This is a genomic window from Hymenobacter sp. (genome assembly GCF_036387835.1).
Classification (GTDB): domain Bacteria; phylum Bacteroidota; class Bacteroidia; order Cytophagales; family Hymenobacteraceae; genus Hymenobacter.
This window is the reverse complement of the sequence record NZ_DASVSY010000122.1, coordinates 132950-157028: the sequence shown is the minus strand read 5'-3', so window position 1 is coordinate 157028 and position 24079 is coordinate 132950. Positions and strand designations below refer to the sequence as shown.

Here is a 24079-nt window from a genome sequence, read left to right as displayed (position 1 = left end):
AAGCAACGTCCGTGGCCGGTCGTCACCTTTCGGCGGCGTGTGTCAGCTGTATTAAAAAAGTGAAATCGAGACTTACAAATTCAATGTACCACTCGCGTAGCAAGTACGGCTAAAGCATCAAATTCGCTGGCTCCATCTTCTCTAGTAACCCTGATTCTGCACCAGATTAGGATTGACGTTGATTTCCGACTGCGGAATGGGCAGCACGATGTTGAAAGGCTTAACCCCTTTCGCAATCAGAGCAGGAGAAGTTAAGAGTTTGCCCGTGCGCTTCAGATCATACCACCGCTCGTCCTCGAAGGCTAACTCGTACCGACGCTCCCGAATAACGGCATCTTTGAAATTAGGCGTAGCGGCGGTCAGATCTTTAGAGGATGCCGTAGTGATCGGCAGCCCGAAGGCCCGGCGCCGCACCCGGTTGATGGCATCCAGCCCTTCAGTGGTTGGGCCGACAGCTTCTGCCAGCATCAGGTACACATCAGCCAGGCGCAAGACGGGAATATTCAACCCCGAGTCCCACACGTTGGTGTTGACCGTGCCGATAAAAAACTTCTTTACGTTGAAGCCGAACGGGGAGCCAGGCAGCGACGCAGGCTGCTCGGGAGCTACCGTGAAGCCGGCAGGAATAGGATACTTGTCGCCGGGCACAAACACGGTTACTGTTTTCCGCAGGTCGCCGGCCTCGTAGCCGTCCACAAATTCCTTTTCCGGAATATTGAATCCGTACCCTCCCCCGGACACCACGTAGGGGTAAGCGGAAGTAGGACCACCAAAGAACCGGGCGCCCCAGAACTCGTTGACAATGGAACCCGGGCCGTCGGTAGAGTACGTGTTCAGGCCAGACTTGAACTGCACTTCGAAAATAGACTCCTGCCCGTTCTCGTTTTCGATCTTGAAGTTGTCGCCATAGTTAGGCCACAGCGTTTTGCCGGAGCCCGCAATAACCAGCCGGGCTTGCTCGGCCGCTTTGGTCATGTCGCCCTGCGTCAGATACACTTTGGCCAGCAAGGCGGTAGCAGCCCATTTGGTAGCCCGGCCTGTGTTGTCACCGGTGTAGGAAGCCGGCAGCTTGGTGATGGCGTCGGTCAGGTCTTTGACGATCTGGGCGTACACTTCGGCGGCCGGCGAGCGGGTGATGTTGGCTACTTCCGCGGGGCTTTGCGCCGGCGTGAGCACCAGTGGCACGTCGCCGTAGCCGCGCACCAAGTAGAAGTAATACAGCGCCCGCAGGAACTCGGCTTCACCCAGGTAGCGGCTTTTCACGGCCTCATCCATCTGAATGGCTGGCACGCGGGTCAGCACCTGGTTGGCCTGGCCGATACCCAAATAAGCCCGTTGCCAATGCGCCGTGATTACCGGGTTGGTGGTTGGAATAGAGAACACATCGAGCTGTTGAAACTCGATGCCATCGGCACCGCCGCCGCCAAGCGAAGAGTTGTCCGACATTACGTCGCCAATTCCCCACAGGGCCGAATTGAACATACCGCTCTGGTTTAGCTGCGAGTACACGGCATTGGTGGCTTGCAGCGCGTCGGTGGCCGTTTGGTAGAAGTTCTCCGTCGGTACGGCGTCGCGGGGCTGGAGGTCCAGGTAATCTTTTGTGCAGCCCGCTGTTAAAGCCAGCATCAGTAAAGCTGCACCAGCGGTTTTCTTATGTGTCATGATGGTAGTCGTTGTAAGAGGTAGGGCTTGCGGCAACTCGCAGGAACTGCCACCGCATCCAAATTTTTTTAGAACCCGATATTGACGCCAGCCAAGAAGGAGCGGGCCTGCGGGTAAATGCCCCGGTCGATGCCTAAGCTACCGCCTTGGTTGCCAAGTTCAGGGTCGAAGCCCTTGTAGTTGGTGACGGTAATCAGGTTTTGGCTGGTTACATAGAACCGGACGCGTTGCGCATGCAGAATTCCGAGCACAGATTTAGGCAGCGTCTACCCCAGCGTAATCAGCTTTACGCGCATGTACGACCCGTCTTCAACGTAGTGACTGGAAATGCGTAGGTTCTGGTTGGGGCCGTTAGCTACTGCCCGCGGAATATAATTGCTTGTGCCCGGCCCCGTCCACCGCTCCAGCGCCAGGGTGCTCGCGTTGGCCGAGGTGTAGAGTCCGCCTTCGGTGTAGTAGCGGTTCAGGTTATAGACATCGTTGCCCTGCGAGCCTTGCAGGAACACGTTCAAATCAAAGCCTTTAAACGAGAAGGTATTGTTCAGTCCGTACGTGAAATCCGGGTTAGGATTACCAATGTAGGTTTGGTCGGCGGAGGTGATGGCTCCGTCGCCGTTCAAATCCCGGAACTTGATGTCGCCGGGGGCCGTACCCGAGGTCTGATAAACGCCCGAGCTGGCACCCGCATTCAAGGCATCCAGCTCTCCTTTGGTTTGGATGAGGCCATCGGCTACGTAACCGTAAAACGAGCCAAACGGCACGCCGGCGGCGTAGCGTACCAAGCTGCTACCGCCCCGGGTGGTCTGTCCGAAGTAGGGCCGACCAGTGCCGAGCGAGGTGAGCTTGTTGCGGTAAGTAGTGAAGTTGAACGTGGTGCTCCAAGTGAAGCCGCTGCCTTCGCTCACAAAATTGTTGGTAGTTATCGAGAGGTCCAGGCCGCGGTTGCGCGATGCGGCGGCGTTGGTGTTCACCGCGTCGCCGGTACCGCCGACGTAGAGGGCGGGCACGGGTGCAATCAGGTCGGGCGAGCTGCGGGTATAGAGGTCGAGGGTGGCCGCCACGCGATTTTGGAACAACCCTAAGTCAATACCCACGTTGGTTTGCTCGTTGTTTTCCCATTGCAGATCAGGATTGGGCAGGCGGGTAGGCGCCGCGCCGGTTGCAATGTTCTGGGTGCCCGTACCGAACACATATTGCGTGCTCGTGCTGGAATTGACCGTGGCCAGGTACTGGAAGGTGCCCGCGTTGATGGGGTTGCCCACGCGGCCGTAGCCCACCCGTAGCTTCAGGTTACTAACGCTGCTGACGTCCTTAAGAAAGCCTTCTTCGGAAATGCGCCAGCCCGCCGATACGCCGGGAAAGAAGCCGATATTGTTTTCCCGGCTGAAAGCCGAGGTGCCGTCGAAGCGGGCCGTAGCCGAGAAAAGGTACTTGCCGGCAAACTCGTAGTTCACCCGCGAAAAGTAGCTTAACAACCGGCTCTGGCTGTTGCCACCGAAGTTGGTTTGCCCCGCGGTTGGCCCCCGGGCGATAATTTGCAGGTCGTTGCGGCTGTAAGCCAGGTGGTTGGCGCCCAGGTAGTTGCCTTCAAATTGCTGCGCCGACTGCCCAGCCAGCAGCGTTACTTGATGGTGGTAACGCCCGAGTTTCTGGTGGATGAATACTGCTGGCGCGACGTCAGCGACATTCCCACCCTGCTCTTCGACCACCAGGAAATCATTGAAACGGCATTGCTCACGCTACGCGGCCAGATTTACCAGCAGCCCATCGGCTACAACCTACTGCCCGAAAAATTCACGCTGCCCGAAATCCACGCCCTCTACGAAACCATCCTCGGCCGCCCGGTCGACCGCCGCAACTTCCGCAAGAAGCTGCTGACGCTAGGCTTGATCCGGCAGCTTGCCGAGTTGAAAAAATCGGCCCGCACCGGTCGCCCTTCCTCTATGAATTCGACACGGAAACTTATCATAAGGCCCTGGAGGAAGGCGCCACTCTAGGGTTTTGAAGTCGGTAGCCTCCAAGCAGTAAGTCAGCTTTTTGCCTTCCGAATGACGTTGCGGGTGAAGTCCGACAAGACCAGCGTGCCGCTAATGGCCGCCCGCTCCAGGAGCAGCGTGTCCCAGTGCTCGGTGCCTTCCCAGAAAACCTGTTTCATGGCTTGCAATGCCGCCGGTGCGTAGGCCGCCAGCTTTACGGCAAAAGCCTGCACCGCCGCATCCAATGCCTCCTGATCCTCGGACAGCTCGGCGTACAGGCCTTTCGCATGGGCCCAGGCGGCCGGGCGAAACTCGGTGGCATCTAAGGCCAGCTGCTGATACGCGGCCGTGCCAATCTTCCGCTCCACTACCGGGCCAACCACAAACGGACCGATGCCCACTGCCAACTCGCTGAGCTTGATAGCTGCCTGCGTGGTGGCAAAGCAATAATCGGTGGCCGCCGCCACGCCCACGCCACCGCCTACCGCCTTGCCCTGCACGCGCCCGATGATGATTTTAGACGACGTGCGGCAGGCATTTATCACTTTCGCGAAGCCGGAAAAGAATTCCAGTCCCTGCTCTTTGGTTGCGATGGTTTGCAGCTCATCGAAGCTGGCGCCGGCGCAAAAGGTCCGGTTGCCTTCGCTCTTGAGGACGATAACCTTGGTTTGCTCGTCTTGCCCGAACCGCCGGATGGTATCAGCCAAATCCGTCAGTACCCGGCTCGGCAGGGAGTTATGGGAAGGGTGGAAGAAGGTGATGGTGGTGATGCCGTGCGCGTCGGTGGCGGCAGTTACGGTGCCGGCAGTTAGGTTGTTCATGTGGTATTTCACGCAGTGTATCGCAGTGGTTTCCGCAGTGTTTCGCAGTGAACGGCCACCGCGAAACACTGCGTGAAACTACGCTTGGTTTTTCTTCTTCACCATCGTCAGAATCGTGGCTATGGCTACGGTTTCGCCGGTTTCATCGGTCACGTCGACCAGCCAGCGCACGATGCCTTTGGCTACGTCGGTTTCGTCGCGCTTTTCCTGGTCTACTTTCTCTTTCACCGTGAGCTTCACGCCAATGGTAGTGCCGGGGTACACGGGCTTGGTGAAGCGGCACTCCTCGAGTCCGTAGTTGAGTAGCACGGGCCCTTTGCGCGGGTCCACGAACATGCCGGCCGCCTTGCTCAGGATGTAGTAGCCGTGGGCTACGCGGCCCGTGAACAGCGTGCCTTCCAGCGAGGTAGCGTCGACGTGGGCGTAGAAATTGTCGCCTGATACGTTGGCGAAATTGCTAATGTCAGCCTCCGTGACGGTGTGCTTATGGGTAACGTAGGTTTCACCGATTTCCAGCTCCTCGAAATAGTGCTGGAACGGGTGCTTGTCTTTCTCTATCTGCCGGGCATTCTGCTGGTACACTTCCGTGATGGCCGTAATCATGCTTGGCGAGCCTTGAATGGCTACCCGCTGCATGAAGTGCTCGACGCCGCGCATCCCGCCCATTTCCTGCCCGCCGCCCGCCCGGCCGGGGCCGCCGTGAATAAGCAAGGGCAGGGGGGAGCCATGGCCGGTACTTTCCTTGGCTACTTCCTGGTTGAGCACCAGAATCCGGCCGTGGTGGGTGGCCGCACCGAGCACAAATTCTTGCGCCGTGCGCGGGTCAGCGGTGGCAACCGAGCACACCAAGGAGCCTTTACCAAGGTTGGCCAGCGCCACGGCTTCGTCTACATCGTGGTAGGGCATCAGGGTCGCTACCGGCCCGAAGGCTTCCACCTCGTGGGTATCGGTGAAGCGGAACGGGTCGGAGTTGAGCAGCACAATCGGCGACATAAACGCGCCTACTTTGCAGTCGCCCCCGATTACCTGCACGTTGTCTAGGTCGCCGTACACGATGGGGGTGTTTTTGGCGAGCTGCAACACTTGCTGCCGTACTTTCTGCACCTGCGCCATGCCCGCCAGCGCCCCCATGCGGACTCCTTCGGCCAATGGGTGCCCCACGGTGGTTTGGGCCAGGGCTTTGCCCAAGGCAATCTGCACGTCTTCCAGCAGGGTTGCGGGCACGATGATGCGGCGGATGGCCGTGCATTTCTGCCCGGCTTTGGCGGTCATTTCCTTGCGTACTTCCTTGATAAACAAGTCGAATTCCACGGTGCCCGGCACCGCATCCGGACCCAGCACGGCCGAGTTCAGCGAATCGGCTTCCATGTTGAACGGCACGGCTTCGGCCAGAATGCGCGGGTGTGCCTTCAGCTTGCGGCCCGTTTCCGCCGACCCCGTGAACGTGACGACATCCTGGTACGTGACATGGTCGAGAATCCCTTGGCCCGAGCCGCACACCAATTGCAAAGCACCTTCGGGCAGAATCTTGGAAGCAATGATTTCGCGCACTACGGCTTCGGTGAGGTAAGCCGTGGGCACGGCCGGCTTCACAATGGCCGGCATACCGGCCAGTAAATTCACGGCAATCTTCTCCAGCATGCCCCAGATGGGGAAGTTGTAGGCGTTGATGTGCACGGCGACGCCTTCCTTCGGCACCATAATATGATGCCCAATGAAGTTGCCGCCCTTCGACAAGGCAATCGGGTCGCCATCAACGTAAAACGGCTTATCCGGGAACTTGCGGCGCAAAGAGGCATTAGCGAACAGGTTGCCAATGCCGCCTTCAATGTCGATCCAGGAATCGGCGCGGGTGGCGCCGCTGCGGTAGCTGAGGGTATAGAAGTCTTCCTTTTTGCTGTCGAGGTGCAGGGCCAGGGCTTTAATCATACGGCCTCGCTCGTGGAAAGTCATCTTGCGCAGCGCCTTGTTGCCCTTGGTGCGGGCGTAGTGCATCATTTCGGCGTAGTCGAGGCCGTCGCTGCTGGCCGTCGCAATTACGTCGCCGGTGCTTGCATCGTACAGCTCTTGCTGCTGGCCCGTACCGGCAACCCAGCGGCCGAGGGCGTAATTTTCTAGTGCGGGAGTCATAGGTGGAATGTAGAACTGAGACGTAAAAGCCTAGCTTTAGATAGACTTAATTATTCTGGAACGATGTAGAGACGCCACACTTGGCGTCTCGGCGTTGCTGAGGTTGTTTAGATGATGCGTATCCGGTTGTTCAACGCCGAGACGCGAACCGAAGGTCGGCGCAGCCAAGTGTCGCGTCTCTACCTCGTTCATTCACTGATCAACCTTTATGACCTTCTTTTAGGCTCTACATAAAGAAGTGTTGCCGTTCCCGGACCATGCGGCGCAGCAGGGGGCTGGCGCGGTACCGGTCTTCGTGGTACTCGGCGTAGAGATGGTCGAGCGTGTCGAGTACATCGGCGATGCCTAGCTCGTCGGCCCAGGCCAGCAAACCCTTGGGGTAGTTGACGCCCTTGGTCATGGCTAGCTCCAGGTCGTCGCGGGAAGCGACGTTCAGGGCCAGCGCGTCGGCGGCTTCGTTGATGAGCAGGGCCAGCACGCGGCTAACAATCACGTTGCCCAGGGCTTCGTCGCGGTTGGGCACGGGCGGCACAGCTTCGGGGGCGTAGCTGTAGAAGCCGCGGCCCGTTTTGCGGCCGTAGTAGCCGGCTTCGAACAGCCGTTTTTGCGTGAACGAGGGCTTGTAGCGCGGGTCGTAGAAGAAGGCCGTGAACACCGATTCCGTGACCCGGTAGTTGACGTCGTGGCCGATGAAGTCCATGAGGGCAAACGGGCCCATGCGGAAGCCGCCGAGCTCGGTCAGGGCCCAGTCGATGGTGGCAATGTCAGCGAAGCCTTCTTCCAGAATACGGATGGCCTCGCCGTAAAACGGCCGCGCTACCCGGTTCACAATGAAGCCCGGCGTGTCTTTGGCCAGCACCGGCAGCTTGCCCCAGCTCTCAACCAAGTTCCGGATTTCCGCTGCTAGCCCGGACCGGGTCTGGATGGCAGGAATCACCTCCACCAGCTGCATTACCGGTGCCGGGTTGAAAAAGTGGATGCCGATAAACCGCTCGGGCCGTTGGCAGGCCGCCGCAATAGAGGTGATAGACAACGACGAGGTGTTGCTGGCCAGCACGCAATCGACGGAAACAATGCCTTCCAGCTGCCGAAATAGCTGCTGCTTCACCATCAAATCTTCTATCACGGCCTCTATCACCAGCGCGCAATCGGTGAATTGCTGGATGTCGTTGGTTGGGTGCAGCCGAGCCCGCGTCGCGTTGGCGGCCTCAGTGGTCAGCTTGCCCTTCTCCGCCAGTTTGCGCAGGTTCGCTTCGATGGAGTGGCTGGCCCGTTGCAGTGCCTCGGCGTTCTGGTCGAGTAGGCGGACGGTGTGGCCCGCCGTGGCTACCACCTGCGCAATGCCTGCCCCCATGGCGCCGCTGCCAATAATGCCGATAATCATTCGCCGGTGAAGGTTGGTTTGCGTTTCTCCATGAAGGCCGATACGCCCTCGCGGTAGTCGGCGGTGTGGCCGGCGCGGTATTGGTAGTCGGCTTCGCAACGCAGCTGCTGCTCTAAGGTGTTCTGGAACGAGGCATTGAGCAGCTGCTTGGTGTAGGCGAGGCCCTTGGTAGGCATGGCCGCCAGCTTTACCACCAGTGCTACTACTTCGCTGTCGAAAGTCTCGTCGGGAATGGCCTTGTAAATCATGCCCATCTGCACGGCTTCCGTGGCGCTTACCTTGTCGCCCGTCATCATCAGGGCCGTAGCGCGCTGCATCCCAATCAGCCGGGGCAGAAAATACGTGCCGCCGCTGTCCGGAATCAGGCCAATCTTGCTGAACGCCTGAATAAAGGAAGCCGATTCTTTGGCCACCACCAGGTCGCAGGCCAGGGCAATGTTGGCGCCCGCACCCGCTGCAACGCCGTTTACGGCCGCCACCACCGGTTTATCAAGCTCCCGAATCAGCTGCACCACCGGGTTGTAGTGCTGCTCCACTATTTCCGATACGCCGGGGCTGCTCGGGTTGGTAATTTCGGCCAGGTCCTGACCCGCGCAGAACGCCTTGCCCGTCCCCGTTAGTAGCACTGCCCGCACCGTAGCGTCTTCCTTACACTCGCGTAAGCGCTGCTGCAATGCCAGCGCCAGCGGCTTGTTGATGCTGTTGAATACGTCGGGCCGGTTGAGCCGAATAGTGGCTATACCAGCTTCCAGGGAGAAAACAAGAGAGGCGGAATCAGGCATTGGGTGGGAGGAGCTAGGAAAGGGAAGTAGTTAGGAGACAGATGTTAGGAGCTAGGAGCTAGAAGCTAGGAGGCAGGAGCTAGGAAGTAAGAGAATAGAATGAGCGAGCAATTAGAGTACGGGTAACCCTCTGAATTCTTTGCTCCTAGCTCCTGCCTCCTGCCTCCTAGCTCCTTCCAAAATCAACTATGGCACTTAAAGTAATCGAACGGCTCGTGGCAGTCGTCGCACTGGTAGAAGGCTTTGCAGGCGGTGGAACCGAACTGGCTTACCAAGTGCGTGTTTGCGGATTTGCAGAGCGGGCAGCGCACGACGGTGTCCTGGCCGAAAAGGTTGAGCAGATGGCCGGTAGCCGTGCCGTCCACGGGCGGGGCAATACCGTAGGCTTCCAGCTTTTCGCGGCCCGCTTGCGACATCCAATCGGTGGTCCAGGCGGGGCTGAGCTGGTTGTGGATGGTGACTTGGGTGATACCTTCGGCCAAGAGGCGCAGCCGGATATCGGTGGCAATGGTGTTCATGGCCGGGCAGCCCGAGTAGGTGGGCGTGATGGTTACCGCCACGGCTTGGTCCAGCACCTGCACGCCGCGTACAATGCCTAGGTCCAGAATGCTGAGTACGGGTACTTCCGGATCGGAAACCTCTTCCAGCAGCTGCCAGATACGCTCCTCGGTGGGCGCCTGCGTTGCTACCATGTCATGCCGGGGTACGTGCGCTGCATGTACTGCAACTCGGTCAGGATATAGCCCAGGTGCTCGGAGTGCCGGCCTTCTTTGCCGCCGCGCTGCATGTACGTTTCCTGCGGAACAGGCACGGTAGCTTCGGCAAATACCTTAGCCACGTGCGCCTTCATGCTGTCCTGCAATACTGCGTAATCAGGAATAATACCCAAAGCTTGTAGGGCCTGCTCGTTGGCCGTAGGCGTGGTAAGCTCGCCGGAGTAGCGCCACAAGCTGGCCAGCGCTTTGTCGAGGCGCTGACGGCTTTCTTCGGTACCATCGCCCAGGCGTATCATCCATTCAGAGCTCCACTTAAGATGGTAAGCCGCTTCCTTCCACGACTTTTCCGCAATGGCCGCCAGCCGTTCGTCGGGGCTGGTTTGCAGTTGTTGCAGGAAATGAAAGTGAAAGTTATCGAACAGAAACTGCCGCGTTACGGTGTCGGCAAAGTCGCCGTTGGGCTGCTCCACCAGCAAAGGATTGCGGTATTCAGTGGCTATGCGCAGAAACGCGAGGCTGTCTTCAGTGCGGTCTTTGCCTTCTAGCTCGGCAGCGTATTGGTAGAGGCTGCGGGTTTCGCCCAGCAAATCCAGCGCAATATTGGCCATGGCTAGGTCCTGCTCCAGAATAGGGCCGTGCCCGCACCACTCCGAGAGGCGGTGACCCAGAATCAGGCTAGTATCAGCTAGCTGCAACACGTACTGAAACAGCTGTTGCCGTACTTCAGGTGCATAACCGCTCAAGGCAGAAGTGTCGGATGGGGCGACTTGCATGCGGATAAGAGTTACATGTGCTTGATGGAGTCCGGCACTTCGTAAAAAGTGGGGTGCCGATACACTTTGTCGTTGGCCGGATCGAAGAACGCCCCGGAGTCATCGGGGTTGGAAGCATGCATGTGCATAGACTCCACCACCCAGATGCTGACGCCTTCCAGCCGGCGCGTGTACACGTCGCGCGCGTTCTGGATAGCCATGGTAGCGTCGGCGGCGTGCAAGCTGCCCACATGCTTGTGGTCGAGGCCTTGTTTGCTGCGAATAAATACCTCCCACAGAGGCCATTCTGATTGATTCATATTCTTGCGGCGGACCTCCCCCCCTAGCCCCCTTTCCAAAAGAGAGGGGGACTAGTTCTAGACTTTTAGAACTAGTTTAAGGAAAGGCAAATAGTGAAAACTAGAAGTTTGTTTTAGAATGCTAGAGCTAGTGCCCCCTCTCTTTTGGAGAGGGGGCTAGGGGGGGAGGTCCCCCGTTAGGCGGCTTCGCGCTGTTTGCGTTTGGCAGCGTGAACCAAGGCGGCTTCACGCACCCAAGCGCCGTCCTCGTGGGCTTTGACGCGGGCACCAAGCCGGTCTTTGTTGCACATGCCGTTGCCCTTCACCACGTTCCAGAATTCCTCCCAGTCCACGTCGCCAAAGTCGTAGCCGTTCTTCACTTCGTTCCACTTCAGGGCGGGGTCGGGGACGGTCAGGCCCAGGTATTCGGCTTGCGGCACCATCATGTCCACGAACTTCTGGCGTAGCTCGTCGTTGGTGAAGCGCTTGATGCGCCAGTTCATTGATTGAGCGGTGTTCGGAGAGTCAGCGTCTTTCGGGCCGAACATCATGAGCGTCGGCCACCACCAGCGGTTGAGGGCTTCCTGCGCCATTTCCTTTTGCACCGGCGTGCCTTCGCACAGCGTCTGCATAATCTCGAAGCCCTGGCGCTGGTGGAAGCTTTCTTCCTTGCACACCCGCACCATAGCGCGGGCGTAAGGGCCGTAGGAAGTCCGGCAGAGTGGTACCTGGTTGAGAATGGCTGCCCCATCAACCAGCCAGCCCACGCAGCCCATGTCAGCCCAGGAGAGGGTAGGGTAGTTGAAAATGCTGGAATACTTGGCTTTGCCCGAGTGCAGATCAGCCAACATCTGGTCACGCGAAGCGCCTAAGGTTTCGGCGGCGCTATAGAGGTAGAGGCCATGACCCGCTTCGTCCTGCACCTTGGCCAGCAAAATCGACTTACGCTTCAACGACGGGGCCCGCGTAATCCAGTTGCCTTCCGGCAGCATACCTACCAGCTCGGAGTGTGCGTGCTGCGAAATCTGCCGGATCAGCGTCTTGCGGTACGCGTCGGGCATCCAGTCCTTGGGCTCAATACGGATATCCGCGTCAATGCGGGCCTGAAACTGCTCTTCGAGGTTGATTTCTACCGTTTCCATGCGCCGTTAACAAAGTTAAACTAACAATCGTTAGTTAAAAGTAAGGAAATCTCTGTTGGTTCAATAGGGACCTTATCCCTAGTTCCTCCTTCCCCCGAGAAGTGGAGCCAGGGCGTGAGGTCCCAACTACTGATCGAAATCAACCGTGACCGTCTCCGATAGTGGGCGGGCCTGGCAGGTTAGTACGTAGCCTTTCACTACTTCGGCGTCTGATAAGGAGTAATTGACGTCCATTTCCACTTTGCCGTCGGTTACGCGGGCGCGGCAGGTGCTGCACATGCCGTTTTTGCAGGAGTAAGGCGCGTCGGCTCCGGTTTCTAGCATGGCATCCAGAATGGTGTTGCCGTAGTACGACATCTGGAGCAGGTGGGTGCTGCCGTCGAGTTTCACCGCGACCTGGCTCTTTTTGTCGTCCTCGCCCGTGGGGTGCACTTTCGTGGGGCCGGCTTGCAACTTACTGCTGCCGGCCGAGGTGAACATCTCGAAATGAATCTTTTCGGGGGCTATGCCGGCCGTAGTTAAGGCGGCGCGTACGCCGTTTATCATTTCCTCGGGCCCGCAGATAAAACACTCGTCTATCTGGCCGGGCGGCAAAAGCTTGTCGAGAAACTGTTGGGCTTTTGCCTCATCAATGCGGCCGAAAAGCAAGTCGGTGTCGCCTCGCTCGCGACTGAGGATGTGGTAGACGCTCAGGCGTTGCAGAAACTTGTTTTTCAGACCCTCAATGGCCTCTTTGAAAATAATAGAGTTGCGGCCCCGGTTGCCGTAGATAAGCGTAACCTGACTTTGGGGCTCAGTCAGCAGCACGGTTTTGATAATGGAAAACACCGGCGTAATGCCGCTGCCCGCCGCAAAGGCTACGTAATGCTTGGCGTTGTCGGGGTGCAGGTCGGTGTAGAAGCGGCCGGCGGGCGGCATCACCTCCAGCTCTTCTCCCACGCGCAGCGTTTCTACCGCCAACGACGAAAACCGCCCCTCCGGCACCTTTTTGATGGCCACTTGCCATTCGCCATCCAGCGGGCTGCTGCAAATAGAGTAGGAGCGGCGCAATTCCTCGCCGTTATGCTCCCGCCGAAACGTGAGATACTGCCCTTGCGTGAACTTGAACGTGTCGCGTAGCGCAGCCGGTACGTCGAGTGCCAGTGTAATGCAATCGGGCGTTTCCCGCTGAATACGCTTGATTTTGACTTTATGAAAACGACTCATGGATTATCAGTTGCCAGGTGTGAGTTGCCAGTTGCCAGATTGTGGAATAACTCACAACTGGCAACTGATAACTCACAACTGATCCTATTTCGCTAAGCCATTCAGCAGAATGGTCATGATATTTTGCTCTAGGTCTTCGGGGGAAATGCCGCGGCCGGGGCGGTACCAAAGCTCCACCCACCGCACCGCCGACAGCATCGTGAACAAAGCCACCGATACGTTGACGGGTTGTAGCTCGCCGGCCGCAATGCCCAACTCAATCAGGGTGGCAAAGCCCTGCTCGTAGCGTTTGCGGGCATCTTTAAACTCGGTGAGTTTCTCGCCGGTGAGGTATTTCCAATCGTTGTTGGCGACTGATACGGCCGCGCCATCTTCCAGCATCAGGTACACATGGAGTCGGAGTAGGGTTTCCACCTTTTTGGTGTAGGGCGCCTCCATTTTCTCTACCTCGGCTAGCTGCGAGATGTACGTGTTGGATATATAGAAGCAAATGCTCTCCAGTATCTCGTCCTTGGACTTGATGTGGTTGTACATGCTGGCAGCTTCCATGCCTACTTCGCCGCCTAAATCGCGCATAGACGTACCTGCAAAGCCTTTTTCCTTGAAAAGCTTAGCCGCTTCGTCTAGTATGCGCTGCCGCTGATTGACTTTGCTCCGTTTGGCCATCGATGCTGTATGCTGTGCCGGTTCTTGGGTTTCACTTCTGCCCTTGCTGTACGTGCCTTGGTCAGGAAAAGGAAAAACAGTGTCGGCCCAACAAAACTAGCTTTTAAAAACTAATAGCTGTTAGTTTTTAATATTGCTTTCTAAACGAAGCGCAGTTCAAGTAAGCCGTGTACGCGGGATGTAAAGAGACGCGACACTTCGGGTCGTGTCGTTGCTGAGGTCGTTTACCTGGACTGTGCTAGGTTGGTCGTTCAACGAAGAGACGCGAACCGAAGGTTGGCGCAGCCAAGTGTCGCGTCTCTACTCTACACGGTTCGCCCAAGCGCTACAAGGACAAAACGTCTATAGCCCGTCACGCCGAGAATACCGCCTCATCACCGAAAATGCCCCGCCAGAACCAAGTTCCGACGGGGCATTCAATTACGGTGCGAAGCTGTACTGCTTAGAATATTTTACCCGGATTCAAGATTCCTGCCGGGTCAAACACGCGCTTGATGCCGCGCATTAGCTCCAGGTTGGCTTCGGGTAGGGCAATGCCGATGTAGCCTTTCTGCACCAGCCCGATGCCGTGCTCGCCTGAGATGGTGCCGCCGAGCTTCACGCACAGCTGGAAAATCTCGGAAATAGGTTGGCGCAAGCCTACGTTCCACTGTTCGTCGTTGAGGTCGCCGCGGATGATGTTGACGTGCAGGTTGCCGTCGCCGGCGTGGCCGTAGCACACACTCTTGAAGCCGTAGCGCGCCCCAATTTCCTTGACACCCTTCAACAAGGTGGGCAGTTCGGCGCGGGGTACGACGGTGTCTTCTTCTTTATACACGGAATTGTAACGCACCGAATTGCCGATGTTGCGACGAATGCGCCACAGGTCGTCTTTCTGACCAGCCGTGTCGGCCAGCAGGATTTCGCCGACCTCGTAGTTCTCGAGCACACCGTATACCTGCTCGGCTTCCTTGTAGAGCTGGTCCAGGTCCTGGCCGTCGAGCTCGATCAGCAAGTGGGCGTGAATGTCTTCGGGCAGCGTAAGCGGAATCTTGAGGTAGTCGGACGACCAAGCAATGGCTTCGCGCTCCATAAACTCCATGCCCGAGGGAATAATGCCGGCCCGAAACACCGCCGAAACGGCCTCGGCGGCCTGCTCCACTTGCCGGAAGGGCACCAGCATCAGGATGTTCTGCTGTGGATAGGGCAGCAGCCGGAACACCACCTTGGTGATGATGCCCAAGGTGCCTTCCGAGCCCACCATAAGCTGCGTGAGGTTGTAGCCGGTGGAGTTTTTTAGCGTGTTGGCCGCCGTCCAGATAACGTCGCCGGTGGGCAGCACCACTTGCAGGTTGAGCACGTAGTCGCGGGTGGTGCCGTATTTCACGGCTTTGGGGCCGCCACTGCTGTGGGCCAGGTTGCCGCCGAGCGTGCAGCTGCCTTTGCTGGCCGGGTCAGGCGGATAGAACAAGCCGACTTCCTTCACCGCGTTCTGAAACACCTCGTTTATTACCCCGGGTTCGACGGTGGCTTGCAGGTTGCGCTCGTCTATTTCAACGATGCGGTTGAGCCGCTCGGTGCTCAGCACCACCCCGTGGTGCACGGGCAGCGCCCCGCCGCTGAGGCCGGTGCCGGCGCCACGTGGGGTTACCGGAATGCGGTTTTCGTAGCACAGGCGCATAATTTCGCCTATCTCCTCAGCGTTACCGGGGCGCAACACTACATCCGGGGCGAAGTGCAGGTCCTCGGTGTGGTCGCGGCCGTAGTCGGCGTAGGCATCGGCGGTGGCAGCGGCCTCGGCGCGTTGCGCAGTCAGAACGTGGGTTGGTCCAACAATAGCCTCAAAGGCTACTACCAACTCGGGCGTGAGGGATTGGAAATTCATAATTCGAAGAGCTTATGGCTGATTCGCGTACCTTTGGCTTGATGCAGGAATACACAACGAATGTACATCATTCGGCGCACAGACGTAATTGGTGGCCGATATTGATGCTAATTCTACTGAGTGGATTAGCAAGTTGCAGCGGCTCAAAGAAAGTTAATTACCGCAACGGCCGCTACTATTCGGCCCGCGACATGGCCCGCATAAAAGCCGCCGAGCGCAACCGCCGGGGCCGGGCGCCGGTTGCCAAATCAAAATCCAGAACTACCACGGCCAGCGGTACCGCCAAGATTGTAACCAAACGCCGCAGCACCCCGCTCAACGCCAGCCGTGAGATGGTCGCGGTTATTGAAACGGCCCGCTCGTATCAGGGCACTCCTTATAAGTATGGTGGCACCACGCGCCTAGGCATGGATTGCTCGGGCTTGCTGTGCGCTTCCTTCGCCGCCATTGAGGTGGCCATTCCGCGTTCCAGCAACGAGCAGGCACTATGGGGCGACCCGGTGAAGCCGCAGGATTTGAAAGTTGGGGATTTATTGTTTTTCGGCGCCTCGCCGGGCAGCAACTCGATAACCCACGTGGGCATGGTCACGGAAGCCACCCCGGAAGGAGTGCAGTTTATTCATTCCTCTAGCTCATTAGGAGTAGTAGAGAACAGTCTGGAAACCGATTATTACCTGAGCCGCTTTATCAAAGCCGTGCGGCCTCCTTTGTAATATATCCAGATATAGTAGGCCTTTGTTGAGCTTGTAAAGACGAGGTAGGGGAGCCTGCATTCTTAACTATTCTGTAATAATCCGCGTTAAAGCGTTGACTATCTTTGTGTAGCAGCTGAAAGCAGCGACTGTTTTTTTTTTACATGAAACAGCCGAGTTTACGCTACCTCCTTTTCTTACTGTGGCTATTGCTGTCGGCGCGGGCGGGCTGGAGCCAGGGCGCCACTACTTCCGCCATGAACGGCGCCATCACCGACCAGACCGGAGCCGCCCTGCCCGGCGCTACCGTCATTGCCATTCATACCCCCACCAACACCCAATATGTGGCTCCCACCAATGCGGAGGGCCGCTACAACATCCAGAACATGCGCGTGGGCGGCCCCTATACCGTTCGGGCCACGTTTATTGGCTACCAGGATGCCACGCGGGAAGGGGTTTTCCTGACCCTGGGCCAGAACCTGCGGCTCGACATCAATATGAGCGAGGCCACGCAGCAGCTCTCGGAAGTGATAGTGAGCGGCCGTCCCGACCCGGTAATCAGTGCGGGCCGGACCGGCGCTGCTACCACCGTGCAGCGCGAGCAGATCGAGCGCCTGCCCACGCTCAACCGCAGCTTGCAGGACTTCATCCGCATATCACCGCAAGCCACTGGTGGGGGCAGCAGTTCTCTTGGTGGCGCCAACAACCGCTACAACAACATCACCATCGACGGCGCCGTGAATAACGACGTGTTCGGGTTGTCGGGCACCGGTACACCGGGTGGCCAAGCCGGCACCGGACCGATTTCGTTGGACGCCATTCAGGAGCTGCAAATTGTGATAGCGCCGTATGACGTGACGCTTGGCAACTTCACCGGCGGCGGCGTCAATGCCGTGACGCGCTCCGGCACCAACAACTTGTCGGCGTCGATTTACGGGTTTGGCCGCAATCAGAGCATCGTGGGCCGCAGCGTGACGGAGCCCCGCACTAGAGCAGCCGATTTCTACAACTACCAAACCGGATTCCGGGTGGGCGGCCCCGTGGTGAAAGACAAGGTGTTCTTCTTTCTGAACGGGGAAATCAACCGCCGCAGCGAACCGCTGTCTTTTGTGCCGGGCACCTCCACTTCGCGCCTCGACCTGAATGTCATCAACCAGATTGCCAGCACGGCCCTGGAGCGCTACGGCTACGAGGTAGGGGAAGCCGGCGACATCACCCGGCGTACCCAAAGCAACCGAATATTCGGCCGCCTGGATTTCAACCTGTCCGACAAGCACCAGCTGACGGTGCGCCACAACTACGTAGATGCCTTCGACGACAACATTACCCGCACCTCAACGGCTCTGCGTTTCGGCAGCAATGCCTACGTATTCAACAACACCACCAACAGCAGCGTTGTCGAGCTCAACAGCAACTTAGGAACCATCTCCAACAAGCTGCTGCTCAGCTACACCCGCATCCGCGACACGCGGGATGTGCCGGGTTCGCTGTTTCCAACCTTTGAAATCAACGAAGCCGGCAACCGCTACACCTTCGGTACCGAGCGCAGCTCGGGATTCAACGAGCTGGATCAGGACATTTTCGAACTGACTGACAACGTGACGAAGTCGTTCGGCAAGCACAACATCACCGTGGGCACTCACAACGAGCTGTTCAAATTTCGCAACCTGTTTATCAACAACGGGGTTGGTTACTACCAGTTCAGATCGTTGGCAGATTTCATCAACCAACGTCCTAACCGCTTGCAGGCTGCTTTCGCCACTGCGAACAATGGCGAAGCCGAATTCAGTGCTATGCAGGTTGGCGTATATGCTCAGGACGAGTACTCACCCCTCGAAAACCTGCGCCTCACCTTGGGCGTGCGCCTGGATGTGCCTTTCTTCTTCGATAAACCCACTTATAATCCGGGGGTGACCGAGCAATTTGGCAGCAACATCAACACGCAGAACGTGCCCAACGGCCAATTACTATGGGCGCCCCGCCTCGGCTTTAACTGGGATGTAAACAACGACGCCAAAGTTCAGGTGCGCGGTGGTACGGGTATTTTTACCGGACGTGTCCCTTTTGTTTGGGCTTCCAACAGCTTCACCAACAACGGCCTGATTCAGGGGGCTATTGATATAACCAATCCTACAACAATACAAACTGACGTTTCGCAGATTCCGGCTACGTATAGGGCACTCAATACTACCGAAATCAACGTATTAGGCGAGGACTTCAAACTGCCGCAGGTATGGCGCACCAACGTAGCAGTTGACTTCCGCCTTCCCGGCGACATTGTAGCTACTCTGGAAGGTATCTACTCGAAGACAGTAAACGATATCTACTACCAGAATATCAACCTTACGGCTCCCGTGGGCCGACTAGCAGGCCCGGACCAGCGGCCGGTATACGCAGCTACCACTGCGGGACGCCGAATCAACCCGAACTACACCAATGTGCTGCTGCTCAACAACACCAACCAAGGCTACCGCTACAACGCCACGGCACAGTTGCAAAAGCAATTCACCAACGGCCTCAATACTACGGTGGCCTATACCTATGGAAGGTCGCGGGAAATAAACAGTGGCACCAGTAGCACAGCCTTGTCGAACTGGCAGTTCAACCAAGTGCAGTTCGACCCCAACAATCCGGAGTTAGGGTATTCTGTTAATGACCGTCGGCACCGCATTCTGGTCACTGGGGGCTATACCATCCACTACGCCAACAACAGAACGGCTACCAACATATCTCTTATCTATGAAGGGTTGGCCGGCTCGCCTATTTCCTATGTATATGGTCAGTTTGGCACCGACGTAAATAACGATGGCGCTTTCTCAAACGACCTCATCTACATTCCCCGCAACGCCCGCGACCCCAACGAAATTGCGCTGGTAACCAGCGGCTCGTCGGACACGCGCACGTTGGCCCAGGTACAAGACCAGCTGGAGGCCTTCATCCAGAACGACCCGTACCTGCGTACCCACCGCGGGCAGTACGCCGAGCGCTTCGCCGCCCGCACCCCCTGGACGCATCAAATAGATATTCGCGTGGCGCAGGATTTCAATTTTCAGGCAGGCGGCAAGAAGAATACTCTCCAAGTGAGCTTCGACATTCAGAACGTTGGCAACTTGCTGAACAATAACTGGGGCAATCAGTACTCCGTTCTCAACAATGCCATCGAGCTGCTTCGCCCGGAAACGGTTACTGGCCCCAACGTTCGCCCCACCTTCTCCTTCCCGGCAACATTTGCTACCAACGGCAACCGGGGCTATGATATAGCTCCCTTCAACTCGCGCTGGCAAGGTCAGCTGGGCCTTCGGTATACGTTCAACTAGGTTTTTAACTTAGTTAACAAAAAGCGAGCGGAGATTATCTCCGCTCGCTTTTTGTTTATGCTCTTGTCGTTATAGGTGACGAAATTAATTTTTAAAGGTATTGCAAAATATAAATTCCTGTATAATGAATGTTAAGAATCTCAAATTAATAACTGTTTAATAATGTGTTTTAAACTGACGGGCTGGGTACTTTTGTACCCAGTTTTCATCAATCCTCTTTTTCATGAGAAACACCTATTATCGTCATCTTCTCTTACTGCTTCTGGCGGTCTTGTCGATACAGCAGGGCTGGTCGCAGGGTGCCACAACATCAGCCATGAACGGCGTGATTACCGATAAAGATGGTGCTGGCTTGCCAGGTGCCACGATTATTGCGGTGCACACGCCTACCAATACTCAGTATGTAGCGCCTACCAACTCAGAGGGGCGTTTCAACATTCAGAACATGCGCGTTGGTGGCCCTTACACGGTTCGTATCACCTTCGTGGGCTATCAGGATGTTACCCGTGAAAACATCTTCTTAACGCTCGGTCAAAACCAGCGCTTAGACATCAACCTGAGCGAATCTACCCAGCAACTGAACGAAGTAGTAGTAGCAGGCCGCCGTGACCCGGTTATCAACTCGGGCCGTACAGGTGCTGCTACCAACGTGCAGCGCGAACAAATTGAGCGTTTGCCCTCACTGAGCCGCTCGTTTCAGGATTTTACTCGTCTTACGCCGCAAGCCTCAGGAAATGGCACAAGCTTCGGTGGCCGCAACGGTAACTTCAACAACGTTACTATCGACGGCGCCATCTTCAACAACTCCTTCGGTTTGAGCGGCACAGTAGGCGGTCAGGCCAACGCACAGCCTATCTCTTTGGACGCCATTCAGGAAATACAAGTGAGCATAGCGCCTTTCGACGTTCGTCAGGGTTCGTTCACTGGGGCTGGTATTAACGCTATTACCCGTTCGGGTACCAACGATGTCTCGGCTTCCGTATATGGCTTTCGTCGTTCCAATAACCTAGTAGGCGACAAAGTGCGCGACATCAACCAGCCATTCCCCGAGTTTAAGCTTAACCAGCTTGGAGCCCGGGTGGGTGGTCCTATTATCAAAGACAAGCTGTTCTATTTCGTAAGTGTGGAAGGCGAGCGTCGCGACGATCCGCCGGGCACTTTCGTAGCTAACCGTCCGGGCTTGCCCGTACCTGGTCCGGGTAGTAATACCTCGGCTGCCAGCGCCGCTGAACTCGATGTTTTGTCGAACTTCCTGCAAACAACTTACGGGTACAATCCTGGCCCTTACGAAGGCTACCAGCTGAAGCAGAACTCCGATAAGATCACGGCCAAGATCGACTGGAACATCAATGCTTCCAATACCTTTGCCATCAAGTACAACTACCTCAAGTCGTACCGCGACGTAGCGCCGTCTGGCTCTGGAGCGCCAACTGTAACCGGTGGCCGGGGTTTGTCTACCAACACGCTGCCGTTTCTAGCATCGTATTACCGCATCAACAACAACCTCAATTCGATCATCGGTGAATTGAACTCCACCATCAAGGGTGGACTATCCAACCAGTTGCAAGCTGGCTACACGGCTCAGCGTGACTTCCGTTCGTCGCTCGGCGGTTCGCCTTTCCCATTTGTTGATATTCTCTACAATGCCAACGGTCCAGGCGCACTCAACAACGAATTCACTTCGTTTGGTTACGAATTGTTTACGCCCATCAACGTACTGAATTCGGATATCTATCAATTGTCGGATAACATCAGCAAAACGGTAGGCAACCATATTCTTACGCTCGGCACCTACAACGAGTACTACAAATTCGCTAACGGCTTCGCGCCAGATCTGTACGGCCGGTATCGTTTCAACTCCCTAACGGATTTCTACAACTCGGCAGGCTACAACTACGATCTTAATACGTTAGCTATTACTCCCCGTGACAACGGTCCTTTGGCTTCGGCCACGAACAACTACACGGTTCGTTATGCACTCAACGTGAACGAGGCCAATCCGAGCTTGAATTTCCCGCTTGCTGAAACGAAAGCAGCTCAGCTCGGCTTTTATGCGCAGGACGAATGGAACGTTAAGCCGAACCTGAAAGTAACCACCGGTTTGCGCATCGATGTTCCGATCATTCTGAGCGACTTACAGCGCAACGAAGATGCCGCAAGCATCAGCTTCCGCAATGGCTACCAGATCCTAACCGATGAGGTGCAGAAAACGTCAGTAATGTTCTCGCCCCGTATTGGCTTGAACTGGGATGTGAACAACGACGGCAAAACGCAGTTGCGTGGTGGTAGCGGTATCTTCACGGGTCGCGTACCGTTTGTTTGGATTTCCAACCAGGCCAGCAATAACGGCTTGCTAGGTGGGGTATATAGCAACTCAGGTATTCCGTTTAATACGACGCCAGGGTTCCTGCCAACAACCGTTATCAACAACGTACCGGTTCCTAACCCAACCGTAACGCCGGCTAACTACAACCTGGCCGTAACGGAGCGTGGCTTCAAGTTTCCACAGGTTTGGCGTACCAACATTGGTATCGACCAGCGCCTGCCCGGCGACATCGTTTTCACGATTGATGCTATCTTCACGAAGGACATCAACGCCGTGTATTTCGACAACGTGAACTTGCCTAATCCGCAGGCTCGTGCCGCTGGTGCCGATAACCGTCCGCTCTACCGCAACCCCGCCGCTTTGAACCGGACTGCCAACGCTGCAAGCCCGACCTATCAGGTTAGTCCAAAAATCGTGTTCAACGATGGTGCTATCGTTATGCGTAACACCAACAAAGGTTACTCTTACAGCGCTACCGGACAGTTGCAGAAGTCGTTTAACAGCGGCGTTTTCGCTAGCCTGGCTTACACTTATACCGACTCGCGCGACGTAAGCGTTGGTGGCTCGACTCCTTTCTCGCTGTGGTCGGCCCGTGCCATCTCCAGCGACCCGAACGCCAACGTGCTTGGTTACTCGGAATTCTTGCGCCAGCACCGGGTTATTGCTTCGCTGTCTTATCGGAAAGAATACCTCGGGCATTTAGCTACCACTATTTCGGGCTTCCTCGACCTTGGTCCGAACGGTCGTTTCTCTTATGTGTATAACGGTGATTTGAATGGTGACAACGTAGGTAACAACGACCTGATCTACATTCCGCGCACCCAGAGTGAAATCAACCTCACCAACCTCACTCTATTCAACAATACGCCTCAGCAGACCATTTACACCGCAGCTCAGCAGTGGACAGATCTTGATAACTACATCAATCAAGATAAGTATCTGAGCGCCCACCGGGGCCAGATTGCTGAACGCAACGGCGCTGTAAACCCTTGGGTTGCTTTTGTTGACGCTCGCTTGCTGCAAGATGTGTTTACTAACATCGGCAAAAACCGCAATTCGCTGCAGTTTAGCCTCGACGTATTCAACATCGGTAACCTAATCAACTCCAACTGGGGTGTAGGACAGACGCAGCAGCGTAACACGCCTATCTCGTTTGTTGATTTCGACCAAGCTTCTGGCCAGCCACGCTTCAACTTCAACCCAATCACGAACGCCCGTACGGTATTCCCGGACGGTTCGGTTACCACCAACGTGCAGACGCTGAACGTAACCAACCGCTACATTACTACGGAGTCGTCCCGCTACCGTATCCAGCTTGGCCTGCGCTACACCTTCAACTAATCGATAAGCTGTTTGGTTGATTCCGCAAAGAGCGGGCGGGCACTTAGCCCGCCCGCTCTTTTGTTTGCTACGATATGGGCAGGGTAGGCTTGGAGTTGTGTTACTGTCTTGCGGAATAGCATTGGTAGATGCTGACAACTGTGCTAGCAGCCAGGCATACCGTCTTCACCGCTGCCCTTGAATTAATCGGCTCACTGCGCCGAGTGCCTATAACGAAAACGCCCACTGTCATTGATGGCAGTGGGCGTTTTCGTTATAGGCACTCGGCGTACCAGTACGACAACAGTCGTTTGCTTTGCCTGGCCTAGAAGGTGTAAGCGGCAACGTTAGTATCCAGCGTTACACTGTAACGGCCTGCCACAGGTGCTGCTGTACGCGTGAAGCTTGACCCTTGAAGTGTGAGAGGTGTAGGTGTTTTGCTTACACCGTTAACCAATAAATTGGCAGTTAGGCGCTGCGAGTTGGCGCGGCGGCCCGGACGGTTGGTAGAACTCAACACCAAGCGAATACCTGTGCTCGGGGTATTTTCAGAAACGGTCAGGTTGGTGGCAACAGTATAGGACTGTGCAGCACTTGTGAATTCAGTACCTCTGATCGTCTTGACTGGTGTAGCACCGGTCAAAGTCGGATAGCTCAGCGTACCATCAGTATTAACAGTGGGCGTTAGTACATATATATCCAAGCGAGGATCAACCAACAGCGTATCACTTGCAATGGTACTAGCAGTACGAGCGTAATTGATAGTGACCGTTTGAGCGGTGCGCGTTACGCGGACAGGAGCTGGGTCAGTGCTAATCTCGGAGCAAGAAACTAACGCAAGACCACTCAGCAAAGTAAAGAAAACGTGTTTCATTGATTGAAGTGAAGTTGGGAATATAAAGGTAAGTCAGAAACTTGTTCCCCGTTAAGGAAAATTGTCGAATTGCTAGGGAGATAATGATAATGTAATCTGTGCGCTCAACTTTTTTTCTTGAAGATGAAGGGCTTAGGTAAAAAAAGCGTC

19 protein-coding genes are annotated in these 24079 nt (G+C 56.3%); 4 read left to right on the top strand and 15 right to left on the bottom strand.

Annotated elements, in window-relative coordinates; translation table 11 throughout:
- Positions 1–141 precede the first annotated feature (141 nt).
- From VF639_RS24830 to VF639_RS24820, 3 genes are all read right to left on the bottom strand, one after another.
- A complete protein-coding gene (locus VF639_RS24830) occupies positions 142–1662 on the bottom strand; it encodes a RagB/SusD family nutrient uptake outer membrane protein (RefSeq protein WP_331148658.1) in 1521 nt (506 codons plus the stop codon).
- A 68-nt stretch (positions 1663–1730) separates the two neighbouring features.
- Positions 1731–1913: a hypothetical protein gene (locus VF639_RS24825; RefSeq protein WP_331148657.1), complete on the bottom strand. Its 183-nt coding sequence runs from the start codon at positions 1911–1913 to the stop codon at positions 1731–1733.
- A 15-nt stretch (positions 1914–1928) separates the two neighbouring features.
- Positions 1929–3371, bottom strand: a complete 1443-nt coding sequence (locus tag VF639_RS24820; RefSeq protein WP_331148656.1) for a TonB-dependent receptor domain-containing protein — start codon at positions 3369–3371, stop codon at positions 1929–1931.
- Between VF639_RS24820 and VF639_RS24815 the strand changes: the two genes are divergently transcribed.
- Positions 3315–3659 (top strand): NUDIX hydrolase, encoded by a 345-nt coding sequence (locus tag VF639_RS24815; RefSeq protein ID WP_331148655.1) that lies wholly within the window; start codon positions 3315–3317, stop codon positions 3657–3659. The two genes, VF639_RS24820 and VF639_RS24815, sit on opposite strands and share 57 nt — an antisense overlap.
- Before the next feature lie 32 nt (positions 3660–3691).
- On the opposite strand, the gene VF639_RS24810 is transcribed toward VF639_RS24815, so the two are convergent.
- From VF639_RS24810 to VF639_RS24760, 11 genes are all read right to left on the bottom strand, one after another.
- Entirely contained in the window at positions 3692–4459 is a 768-nt protein-coding gene (locus VF639_RS24810; protein WP_331148654.1) for an enoyl-CoA hydratase/isomerase family protein, read from the bottom strand.
- Positions 4460–4537: 78 nt separating this feature from the next.
- On the bottom strand, positions 4538–6589 hold the full coding sequence (gene paaZ / locus VF639_RS24805; protein ID WP_331148653.1) for a phenylacetic acid degradation bifunctional protein PaaZ: 2052 nt from the start codon (positions 6587–6589) through the stop codon (positions 4538–4540).
- A 226-nt stretch (positions 6590–6815) separates the two neighbouring features.
- Positions 6816–7973: a 3-hydroxyacyl-CoA dehydrogenase NAD-binding domain-containing protein gene (locus tag VF639_RS24800; RefSeq protein WP_331148652.1), complete on the bottom strand. Its 1158-nt coding sequence runs from the start codon at positions 7971–7973 to the stop codon at positions 6816–6818.
- A complete protein-coding gene (locus VF639_RS24795) occupies positions 7970–8755 on the bottom strand; it encodes an enoyl-CoA hydratase-related protein (protein WP_331148651.1) in 786 nt (261 codons plus the stop codon). The genes VF639_RS24800 and VF639_RS24795 overlap by 4 nt, the downstream gene beginning before the upstream one ends.
- Positions 8756–8937: 182 nt before the next feature.
- The gene (gene paaD / locus VF639_RS24790; RefSeq protein ID WP_331148650.1) at positions 8938–9447 is read right to left on the bottom strand and encodes a 1,2-phenylacetyl-CoA epoxidase subunit PaaD; all 510 of its coding nucleotides are present in this window, start codon (positions 9445–9447) and stop codon (positions 8938–8940) included.
- Positions 9441–10244, bottom strand: a complete 804-nt coding sequence (gene paaC, locus VF639_RS24785; protein WP_331148649.1) for a 1,2-phenylacetyl-CoA epoxidase subunit PaaC — start codon at positions 10242–10244, stop codon at positions 9441–9443. Before paaC ends, paaD begins: the two co-directional genes overlap by 7 nt.
- Before the next feature lie 11 nt (positions 10245–10255).
- On the bottom strand, positions 10256–10543 hold the full coding sequence (gene paaB, locus VF639_RS24780; protein WP_331148648.1) for a 1,2-phenylacetyl-CoA epoxidase subunit PaaB: 288 nt from the start codon (positions 10541–10543) through the stop codon (positions 10256–10258).
- Positions 10544–10719: 176 nt separating this feature from the next.
- Complete coding sequence (gene paaA, locus VF639_RS24775; RefSeq protein WP_331148647.1) at positions 10720–11664, bottom strand: 1,2-phenylacetyl-CoA epoxidase subunit PaaA; 945 nt, start codon at positions 11662–11664, stop codon at positions 10720–10722.
- 126 nt (positions 11665–11790) lie between these two features.
- Positions 11791–12870 (bottom strand): 1,2-phenylacetyl-CoA epoxidase subunit PaaE, encoded by a 1080-nt coding sequence (gene paaE, locus VF639_RS24770; protein WP_331148646.1) that lies wholly within the window; start codon positions 12868–12870, stop codon positions 11791–11793.
- A gap of 84 nt (positions 12871–12954) precedes the next feature.
- The gene (locus tag VF639_RS24765) at positions 12955–13536 is read right to left on the bottom strand and encodes a TetR/AcrR family transcriptional regulator (protein ID WP_331148645.1); all 582 of its coding nucleotides are present in this window, start codon (positions 13534–13536) and stop codon (positions 12955–12957) included.
- A 442-nt stretch (positions 13537–13978) separates the two neighbouring features.
- The gene (locus tag VF639_RS24760) at positions 13979–15400 is read right to left on the bottom strand and encodes an FAD-binding oxidoreductase (protein ID WP_331148644.1); all 1422 of its coding nucleotides are present in this window, start codon (positions 15398–15400) and stop codon (positions 13979–13981) included.
- A gap of 191 nt (positions 15401–15591) precedes the next feature.
- Here VF639_RS24760 and VF639_RS24755 point away from each other — a divergent pair, with 191 nt between their 5' ends.
- The 3 genes from VF639_RS24755 (at position 15592) to VF639_RS24745 (ending at position 23076) form a co-directional block, all read left to right on the top strand.
- Positions 15592–16113 carry a C40 family peptidase gene (locus VF639_RS24755; protein ID WP_331148643.1) on the top strand — a complete coding sequence of 174 codons (522 nt, stop codon included), beginning with the start codon at positions 15592–15594 and terminating at the stop codon, positions 16111–16113.
- Positions 16114–16256: 143 nt separating this feature from the next.
- Positions 16257–19409 (top strand): TonB-dependent receptor, encoded by a 3153-nt coding sequence (locus VF639_RS24750; RefSeq protein WP_331148642.1) that lies wholly within the window; start codon positions 16257–16259, stop codon positions 19407–19409.
- Positions 19410–19632: 223 nt separating this feature from the next.
- Positions 19633–23076: a TonB-dependent receptor gene (locus VF639_RS24745; RefSeq protein WP_331148641.1), complete on the top strand. Its 3444-nt coding sequence runs from the start codon at positions 19633–19635 to the stop codon at positions 23074–23076.
- Positions 23077–23380: 304 nt separating this feature from the next.
- Here VF639_RS24745 and VF639_RS24740 read toward each other — a convergent pair whose 3' ends face one another.
- Positions 23381–23929, bottom strand: a complete 549-nt coding sequence (locus tag VF639_RS24740; RefSeq protein WP_331148640.1) for a hypothetical protein — start codon at positions 23927–23929, stop codon at positions 23381–23383.
- Positions 23930–24079 lie beyond the last annotated feature (150 nt).

Coding starts and splice junctions, on each gene's coding strand:
- VF639_RS24830 (WP_331148658.1), bottom strand. CDS start 1,662: ATGACACATAAGAAAACCGCTGGTGCAGCTTTACTGATGCTGGCTTTA.
- VF639_RS24810 (WP_331148654.1), bottom strand. CDS start 4,459: ATGAACAACCTAACTGCCGGCACCGTAACTGCCGCCACCGACGCGCAC.
- paaZ (WP_331148653.1), bottom strand. CDS start 6,589: ATGACTCCCGCACTAGAAAATTACGCCCTCGGCCGCTGGGTTGCCGGT.
- VF639_RS24800 (WP_331148652.1), bottom strand. CDS start 7,973: ATGATTATCGGCATTATTGGCAGCGGCGCCATGGGGGCAGGCATTGCG.
- VF639_RS24795 (WP_331148651.1), bottom strand. CDS start 8,755: ATGCCTGATTCCGCCTCTCTTGTTTTCTCCCTGGAAGCTGGTATAGCC.
- paaD (WP_331148650.1), bottom strand. CDS start 9,447: ATGGTAGCAACGCAGGCGCCCACCGAGGAGCGTATCTGGCAGCTGCTG.
- paaC (WP_331148649.1), bottom strand. CDS start 10,244: ATGCAAGTCGCCCCATCCGACACTTCTGCCTTGAGCGGTTATGCACCT.
- paaB (WP_331148648.1), bottom strand. CDS start 10,543: ATGAATCAATCAGAATGGCCTCTGTGGGAGGTATTTATTCGCAGCAAA.
- paaA (WP_331148647.1), bottom strand. CDS start 11,664: ATGGAAACGGTAGAAATCAACCTCGAAGAGCAGTTTCAGGCCCGCATT.
- paaE (WP_331148646.1), bottom strand. CDS start 12,870: ATGAGTCGTTTTCATAAAGTCAAAATCAAGCGTATTCAGCGGGAAACG.
- VF639_RS24765 (WP_331148645.1), bottom strand. CDS start 13,536: ATGGCCAAACGGAGCAAAGTCAATCAGCGGCAGCGCATACTAGACGAA.
- VF639_RS24760 (WP_331148644.1), bottom strand. CDS start 15,400: ATGAATTTCCAATCCCTCACGCCCGAGTTGGTAGTAGCCTTTGAGGCT.
- VF639_RS24755 (WP_331148643.1), top strand. CDS start 15,592: ATGGCCCGCATAAAAGCCGCCGAGCGCAACCGCCGGGGCCGGGCGCCG.
- VF639_RS24750 (WP_331148642.1), top strand. CDS start 16,257: ATGAAACAGCCGAGTTTACGCTACCTCCTTTTCTTACTGTGGCTATTG.
- VF639_RS24745 (WP_331148641.1), top strand. CDS start 19,633: ATGAGAAACACCTATTATCGTCATCTTCTCTTACTGCTTCTGGCGGTC.
- VF639_RS24740 (WP_331148640.1), bottom strand. CDS start 23,929: ATGAAACACGTTTTCTTTACTTTGCTGAGTGGTCTTGCGTTAGTTTCT.